Annotated in this window: 7 protein-coding genes and 1 pseudogene; 1 reads left to right on the forward strand and 7 read right to left on the reverse strand. The window is 61.2% G+C overall.

Features of this window, described 5'->3' with window-relative positions:
- The 4 genes and pseudogenes from I5W_RS19625 to fliF all read right to left on the reverse strand — a co-directional run.
- Positions 1 to 229, reverse strand: a pseudogene (locus I5W_RS19625) (flagellum-specific ATP synthase FliI); the annotation flags it as partial.
- A 38-nt stretch (positions 230 to 267) separates the two neighbouring features.
- Positions 268 to 969 (reverse strand): flagellar assembly protein FliH, encoded by a 702-nt coding sequence (gene fliH, locus I5W_RS19630; protein WP_044530489.1) that lies wholly within the window; start codon positions 967 to 969, stop codon positions 268 to 270.
- 61 nt (positions 970 to 1,030) lie between these two features.
- Positions 1,031 to 2,026 carry a flagellar motor switch protein FliG gene (fliG, locus tag I5W_RS19635; RefSeq protein WP_044530490.1) on the reverse strand — a complete coding sequence of 332 codons (996 nt, stop codon included), beginning with the start codon at positions 2,024 to 2,026 and terminating at the stop codon, positions 1,031 to 1,033.
- Positions 2,019 to 3,800 (reverse strand): flagellar basal-body MS-ring/collar protein FliF, encoded by a 1,782-nt coding sequence (gene fliF, locus I5W_RS19640; RefSeq protein ID WP_044530491.1) that lies wholly within the window; start codon positions 3,798 to 3,800, stop codon positions 2,019 to 2,021. Before fliF ends, fliG begins: the two co-directional genes overlap by 8 nt.
- A gap of 249 nt (positions 3,801 to 4,049) precedes the next feature.
- On the opposite strand from fliF, the gene fliE reads away from it, so the two are divergent.
- Positions 4,050 to 4,406, forward strand: a complete 357-nt coding sequence (gene fliE / locus I5W_RS19645) for a flagellar hook-basal body complex protein FliE (protein WP_017450951.1) — start codon at positions 4,050 to 4,052, stop codon at positions 4,404 to 4,406.
- Positions 4,407 to 4,531: 125 nt separating this feature from the next.
- Here the strand turns inward: fliE and I5W_RS19650 are convergent, their stop codons facing one another.
- From I5W_RS19650 to fliK, 3 genes are all read right to left on the reverse strand, one after another.
- Complete coding sequence (locus I5W_RS19650) at positions 4,532 to 5,287, reverse strand: flagellar brake protein (RefSeq protein WP_044530492.1); 756 nt, start codon at positions 5,285 to 5,287, stop codon at positions 4,532 to 4,534.
- 23 nt (positions 5,288 to 5,310) lie between these two features.
- Positions 5,311 to 5,655, reverse strand: coding sequence for an EscU/YscU/HrcU family type III secretion system export apparatus switch protein (locus I5W_RS19655; protein WP_017450953.1), 345 nt, complete (start codon positions 5,653 to 5,655; stop codon positions 5,311 to 5,313).
- A partial coding sequence (gene fliK, locus I5W_RS19660) for a flagellar hook-length control protein FliK (RefSeq protein WP_050010699.1) occupies positions 5,642 to 6,676 on the reverse strand: 1,035 nt, incomplete at its 5' end. The genes fliK and I5W_RS19655, both read right to left, overlap by 14 nt.

Here is a 6,676-nt window from a genome sequence, read left to right on the forward strand (position 1 = left end):
CGTTCATCTTGAAGCCCACCACTTCGGCTTCGATCATCATGCCGTTGGGCAGCGGCACATTGCAGGGGCTGCCTACAGGAAGCTTCAGTCCGACCGCTTCCATCACCAGGCCGGCCACGCGCGTGATGCGCCCGGCCGTGCGGGTAGGCTCGGCCATGGCGACCAGGCTGCGACAATTGTGCAGATAGGCTTGCCACAGGCTGCTATGGGAAGGCATCGGGGAGTTCATGCGGGTCTCCCGTTCAGGTCGGTATCACAACAGGTGAATCATTCCAGCCAGTCGAGCTGCTTGGACAGCGACTCGCCCAGGCGCTGCCAGCGCGTCTGGGTGGTGGCGTCGATCTGGTTGGTGCGGGTTTCGACGCGGCAGCCGCCGCGCTCCAGCTGGGCATCTTCATTGATCTTCCAGCCTTGCTTGCCGAGTTCCTCGCCCAGATGCTTGTGCACCAGAGCGGCATCTTCCGGGTGTAGCGTCAGGCTGGCCGGCAGTTGCAGCACGGGCAGGGCGTGGATGGCGGCGCTGACCGTGGGCAGGATCAGCTCGGGACGCACGTTCAAGGCCGTCTTCAACATGGATTTGGCCAGATCCAGCGCCAGGTCCAGCAGCTCGGGCGCCATCTTTTCACTGCATTGGGACACTTCGGTGCTGAAGTTCACGGCAATCTGGCGGAAGTGCTGGATGACTTCGTTGATTTCCTGCTGGCCTTGCTGCAGCCCGGCCATGTAACCTTCGGAGCGACCGATCTGCTGGCCGTGTTCGCGTCCTTCGGCAAAGCCTTCCTGGCGCGCGGCTTCGCGGATGGCGTCGAGTTGCTCGGCAGTGAGCTGGGGTACCGGCGGCGGTTCTTCGAGGAATTCTTCCTCGATCGGTTCGGGTTCCGGTTCGGGCTCGGGTTCCTCGTTGAAAGACGCCAGCTCCCAGCGCTGGTAGGGCGTCATCTCTTCCTTGGGAATGATCTTTGCACGCATGGCTACTTTGACTCCTCAGGCCGGCAGCCCAGGCCAGACTGCATGGTGGGCAACAGGCGCATCAGATGAACGCGTCCTCGCCCTTGGCGCCCAGCACGATCTGGCCTTCGTCGGCCAGGCGGCGCACGATTTGCAGGATGGCCTTTTGTTGCGCGTCGACTTCCGACAGGCGCACCGGTCCCTTGGATTCCAGGTCTTCCTTCATCATCTCGGCCGCACGCTGCGACATGTTGGCGAAGATCTTGTCGCGCAGACCTTGCGAGGCGCCCTTCAAGGCCACGATCAGCGACTCGGACTGGACTTCGCGCAGCAGCAGCTGGATGCCGCGGCCATCGATGTCGATGATGTTCTCGAAGACGAACATCTCGTCCATGATCTTCTGCGCCATGTCTTCGTCGTAGGAGCGCAGGTTGTTCATCACCGAGGTCTCGTTCTCGCCGGACATGAAGTTGAGGATCTCGGCTGCGGTACGGATACCGCCCATCTGTTGCTTTCTGAGGCTTTCGTTACCGGTCAGCAGCTTGGTCAACACGTCATTGAGTTCGCGCAACGGGGCCGGCTGCACGCCGTCCAGGGTGGCAATACGAAGGATGACGTCGTTGCGCAAACGTTCCGTGAAATTGTTGATGATGCCGCAGGCATGGTCGCGCTCCAGGTGGACCAGGATGGTGGCGATGATCTGCGGGTGTTCGTTGCGGATGAGTTCGGCCACCGACTGCGCGTCCATCCACTTGAGGCTTTCGATGCCGGAAGCATCGCGTCCGCCCAGGATGCGGTTGAGCAGGGAGGTCGCCTTGTCGTCGCCCAGCGCCTTGGTCAGCACGCTACGGATGTATTCATCCGAATCCAGGCCCAGCGAAGAGGCCTGGCCGGTCTCGGCGACGAAGGCTTCCAATACTTCATTGATTTCTTCGAAGCTGACATTGCGCAGGGCCGACATGGCCGCGCCCAGCTTCTGGACCTCTTTGGGGCCCAGGTATTTCATGACTTCGGCGGCCTCATCCTCGCCCAGGGCGAGCATGAGGATGGCACCTTTCTGAACGCCGTCGTTACTCATTGTTCACCCATGACTTGATGATGCTTGCCACCAGCTTCGGATCATTCTTGGCCCACTGCTTGGCGTTTTCGAGGTTGGCCTTGTACTGGGCGCGTTCATCCACTGCCGGTTCGCCCGAGAGGTTGACGATGGCGTCCGGGTCGTCCGGATCGAAGCCGGCGGCCACTGCCGCGGCAGCGGCTGCGGCTTCGGCCTCGGCCTTTTCCTTGGCCAGGCGCTCGCGCTCTTCGCGGCCGGACAGCTTCCAGACGATGGGGCGCAGCACGCGGAAGTAGAGGAACAGCAGGACCGCACCCACCAGGATGTACTTGCCGATCTCCTTGGCCAGATCGATCATGCCCGGCTGCTTCCACAGCGGCACTTCCGGTTCCATGTCGGTGCTGAACTGGGTATTGACCACGTTGAGCGAGTCGCCGCGATCCTTGTTGTAACCCATCGCTTCCTTGACCAGGTCGGTGATCTGGTTGCGCTCGGCCTCGGTCAGCGGACGCATGACGATCTTGCCGGTATTGTCCAGAGTGCGCTTGTAGTTCACCACCACGGCCACCGTCAGGCGGCGCACGCCACCCATGGGCTGCTGAGTGTAGCGCACGGTCTTGTCGACCTCGTAATTGATGGTTTCATCCTTGCGCGAATTGCCGCTGGCTGCAGGCGTCGGAGCGGCGCCATTGGGGGTGGCTGCACCGTTCTGGTTGGCTGCGCCATTGGCGGCAGCCGGATTGACGATCTGGGCGGTGGCCGGGGCAGGGGGCTGGTTGGTCAGGGCGCCGGGTACGCCCGAGGTACCGGAGGTGGCGCTATTGGCCTCGCTGCTCTGCTTGCTGCGAACGGCGGCGCTATCCTTGGTCTGGTTGGGCTTGTAGGCTTCGGAAGCTTGCTCGGAACGCGAGAAGTCGACGTCTGCCGTGGCTTCGGCACGCACGTTGCCGTTGCCCACGATGGGCGCGATGATGGGTTCGACGCGCTTGACGATGTCTTGCTGCATGTCCTGGACATACTTCAGCTGAGTCGGGTCCAGGGTATGGGTTTGCCTTTGCTTGGTGGTGTCGGAGAGCAGGTTGCCGTTCTGGTCGACGATGGTGACCGCTTTGGGCGAGAGCTCAGGCACGCTGCTGGCCACCAGGTGAACGATGGCGCTGACTTGCTGCGGGTCCAGGTAACGGCCCGGATAGAGGCTCAGGATCACGGAGGCGGTGGGTTTTTGCTGGTCGCGCACGAACACCGAGGCCTTGGGCAGGGCCAAGTGCACCCGGGCGGTCTGCACCGACGACAGCGATTGCACCGAGCGCGCCAGTTCGCCTTCCAGGGCGCGCTGGAAGTTGACCTGCTCGAGGAACTGGGAAATACCCAGCTTCTGGTTTTCCATCAGCTCGAAACCGACGTTGCCGCCCTTGGGCAGGCCTTGCGCCGCCAGTTTCAGGCGGGCATCATGCACCATGTTTTCAGGGACCAGGATGGCCGTGCCGCTTTCCGAGTACTTGTAAGGCACGTTCATCTGCTGCAACGAGGCTACGATGGCGCCACCGTCGCGGTCATTGAAGTTGGAGAACAAGACGCGGTACTCGACCTTCTGGCTCCACAGCCAGATACCAGCCATCAGCGCCAGGGTGGCGGCAGCGGCAATGATGAGCAGGATCCGCTTGCCTTGCGGCGAGCGGGCGTAACCGAGCACGCCGCCCTGGGCGGGCTGCGCCTGGGGCATTGCCTCAGCATTGCTGAATTCGCCCGTCGTATTGGTTTCGCCGGTCATGGTGCCGTCGGCTGCTACCGCCATGATTTCCCCTGTGGCGTTCCCTCGATTGCCAGCTTGATAAAGACTTTGTTCACTGCCTACCTTTGTGAGGTTTTTTGCTCAGTCTGGATTGTCCTTTGGCAGCGCGAATTTGATCGCCCGAACAGAATGGCAAATTCCCCGCTTATTGGTGCGTTTTGTCAATGCAGGAGTGTTAAGGTGCTGCTGTAGATGCCGGAGTTGCGTGCTGCCGGCGCGTAGCATAGGCAAGATGAACTCAAGAGGCGAGAAATGGCAATCGAAAGCGTGATTGATACCAGCAAGATCGAGGCGATGGTGGCCCAGCTCAAGGCGGCGGCTGCGCGCGCCCAGGGTGGCGTGGACCCGGTCCAGAGCACGGTGCAGGCAGAAAAGCCGGCGCAGCGCGTGGATTTCGCCGACGTGCTCAAGGGTGCGATCGATCAGGTCAATGATTCCCAGCAGAAAGCCGCCAAGATGTCGCAGGCCTTTGCCATGGGCGATGATAGCGTGAATCTGTCGGATGTGATGATTGCTTCACAGAAGGCTAGCATCTCCTTTCAGACCAGCATCCAGGTGCGTAACAAGCTGATCTCGGCTTATCGCGACATCATGACCATGCAGGTGTGAACTTTCTTTCCTCCGACGGGTGCCGTGGCGCCAGGTCGGGAGCGGATAACAAAACACCCCAGCAACCGGATCTCCGGTTGCTGGGGTGTTTTGCTGATGGGCTTGCTGGTGCGGGAGTGTCGGTCCTACAGCATTCCCGAGGCCTTGGCGTTCTGCTCGCGTTCCAGCTTGGTGATGAAGCGCTGGATCGCGGCCAGCACAGTGCGCGGGATGTCGATGAACTGGCAGCCGAAGCGGTTGACCACCTTGCCATTGGTCATCTTGAATTCCTTGCAATCCCGCACCTGCAGCTTGACCGATACCAGGGTGTTGTCGCCCAGTTCCAGTTGGCAATCCTCGTAGACTATGCCGGGGGTAGTGGCCAGGAGCTTCTTTTCGTCGGTGATGCCCACGCCACCGGCGCTGATGTTGTTGAGCAGAGTGACGACGGTGATGAAGGAGCCGTCCGGCTGGGTGATGCGGAAGGTGCAGCGCAGCGGCTTGGCGATCGGCGTCGGGATGCGGAAGAATTCGCGGCGTTGCAGGCGCACCAGGCTGGCCGGGATCTCTACTTTCAGCGCCGGACGGTTCTGGTACTCGACCTGGCGCGCGCCATCTGCCGCAAAGGTGATGCGGATGCTGTTGTAGAGGGCTTCGAAATGGATGTGCTTGCTGGAGACGATGCTGTCATTGAGCATGGCGCTGGGCGCAGCGTCGATGATGAGCGAGTCGTCATCGGGATCCACTTCCAGAATGGAAGTGATCACGGATTCGGATCCGCCCTTGATCAGCAGGCTCAGGAGTTGGTTTTTCTCCATCATGCTGGTCAGCAGGGCAATGATCTCCCGCCGTGAATGAACCCGGTATGGGCTGTCGTCGTCGATCTCGTCGTGATTAGCCATCTGTGCGTCTTGTACGTCTGAATTCAGCGAGTGGGATCGCTTTCCCCGGAGGAATTGTTGGAATTGTTTAACCTCGTATCATACATCACCGTCTCAGTTAATTGCATATTTTCAATACGATATAGCCAGGCCAGCAATTCGGCGACGGTTCGATACAGCGCAGGTGGGATCTGCTGGTCCAGCTCGACCTGCATCAACAGTGAGACCAGTTCCTTGGATTCGTGCACGTAGACGCCGGCTTCGCGCGCTCGGGCGATGATGGCTTCGGCTACCAGGCCACGGCCCTTGGCTACTACCTGGGGGGCTGCCTGGCTGGCGTTGTAGGCCAGCGCCACGGCGTTTTGCAGGGGGATATTAGGTTTCTCCATCGGCTTGCTTGACGATCAGGGAGTCGAGGGAGGTGCCGGCCGCCGCCATGGCATTGGCAAACAGGCCGCTATTGCCGCGCAGGGCGGCGGTGGCTGCTTCATTGTCGGCCTTGACCTGCACGTGGATCTGCTGGCCGATCAGGCGGATCGAGGCGGAAACGCTGCCAAGGTGGGCGAAGTTGAACCGCACTACGCTATGCCAGGTGGGGGCGGATTCTTCACCATCGTGTTGGCTGTTCTGGCTGGGATCCTGGCCATGTTCCTGGTTGATTTCCCATTCCATCTTCTGGCCGGGCCAGACTTCGCCATGCCAGACCACGCGTTGCTGTTCCAGCGCGTTGAGTTGCAGGTTGATGAGCTGGCCCAATTGGTTCTGGGCCGGATTGTTGTCGTTGAGCAGGTTGATGTCGCCGCCATTGTGGGCGGCTACCTGGGCCTGTGGTTCTTTCATCAGCTCTTCTGCCGAGCGCTGCCCGGCAGCCCAGGCCGAGACGTGCGATTCGTAGAACACGCCACTGTAGGCGATGGCATCCTTCAAGGCCGAGGCCACCTGGTCGGGCGGCAGGTTGGCCTTGGGCAGCAGGGGGGCGGTGGCATTGACATGGTCGCTCACGTCACCATGCTGCGAGGCTTGCAGCAGTGTGTCGATCAGGCGACCGGCATTGCTGAGCGTGGTGGTGGTGCTGGCCGGTCCTCCGGTCTGGCCCTGACGTGCGCCCTTGGCCTGGGCATCGGCGGCGACATCCTCGTTCTGGGCGATCTGGCCGGCGCCGCTCTCATCGCGGGTGACAAACTGCAGGGACTTCAAGTCCTTCTGCATGGCGCGTCCCGCGGTACTCAATGCTACCGAGGCGCTTTCTTCATCGCTGCGGATGCTGCCTTCGTTGACCGAGAAAGTGGGGCGAGGATCCTTGGAGACCAGGGTCAGGGTCAGGGTGTCACCGACCTTGGCGCTGTTGGGCAGCACCATGCGCGCAGCCGTATTGGCGATGCGCACCAGGAAGGTACCGTCGTGAAATGA

It is taken from the genome of Herbaspirillum sp. B65, from assembly GCF_000333555.1.
Classification (GTDB): domain Bacteria; phylum Pseudomonadota; class Gammaproteobacteria; order Burkholderiales; family Burkholderiaceae_D; genus Herbaspirillum; species Herbaspirillum rubrisubalbicans.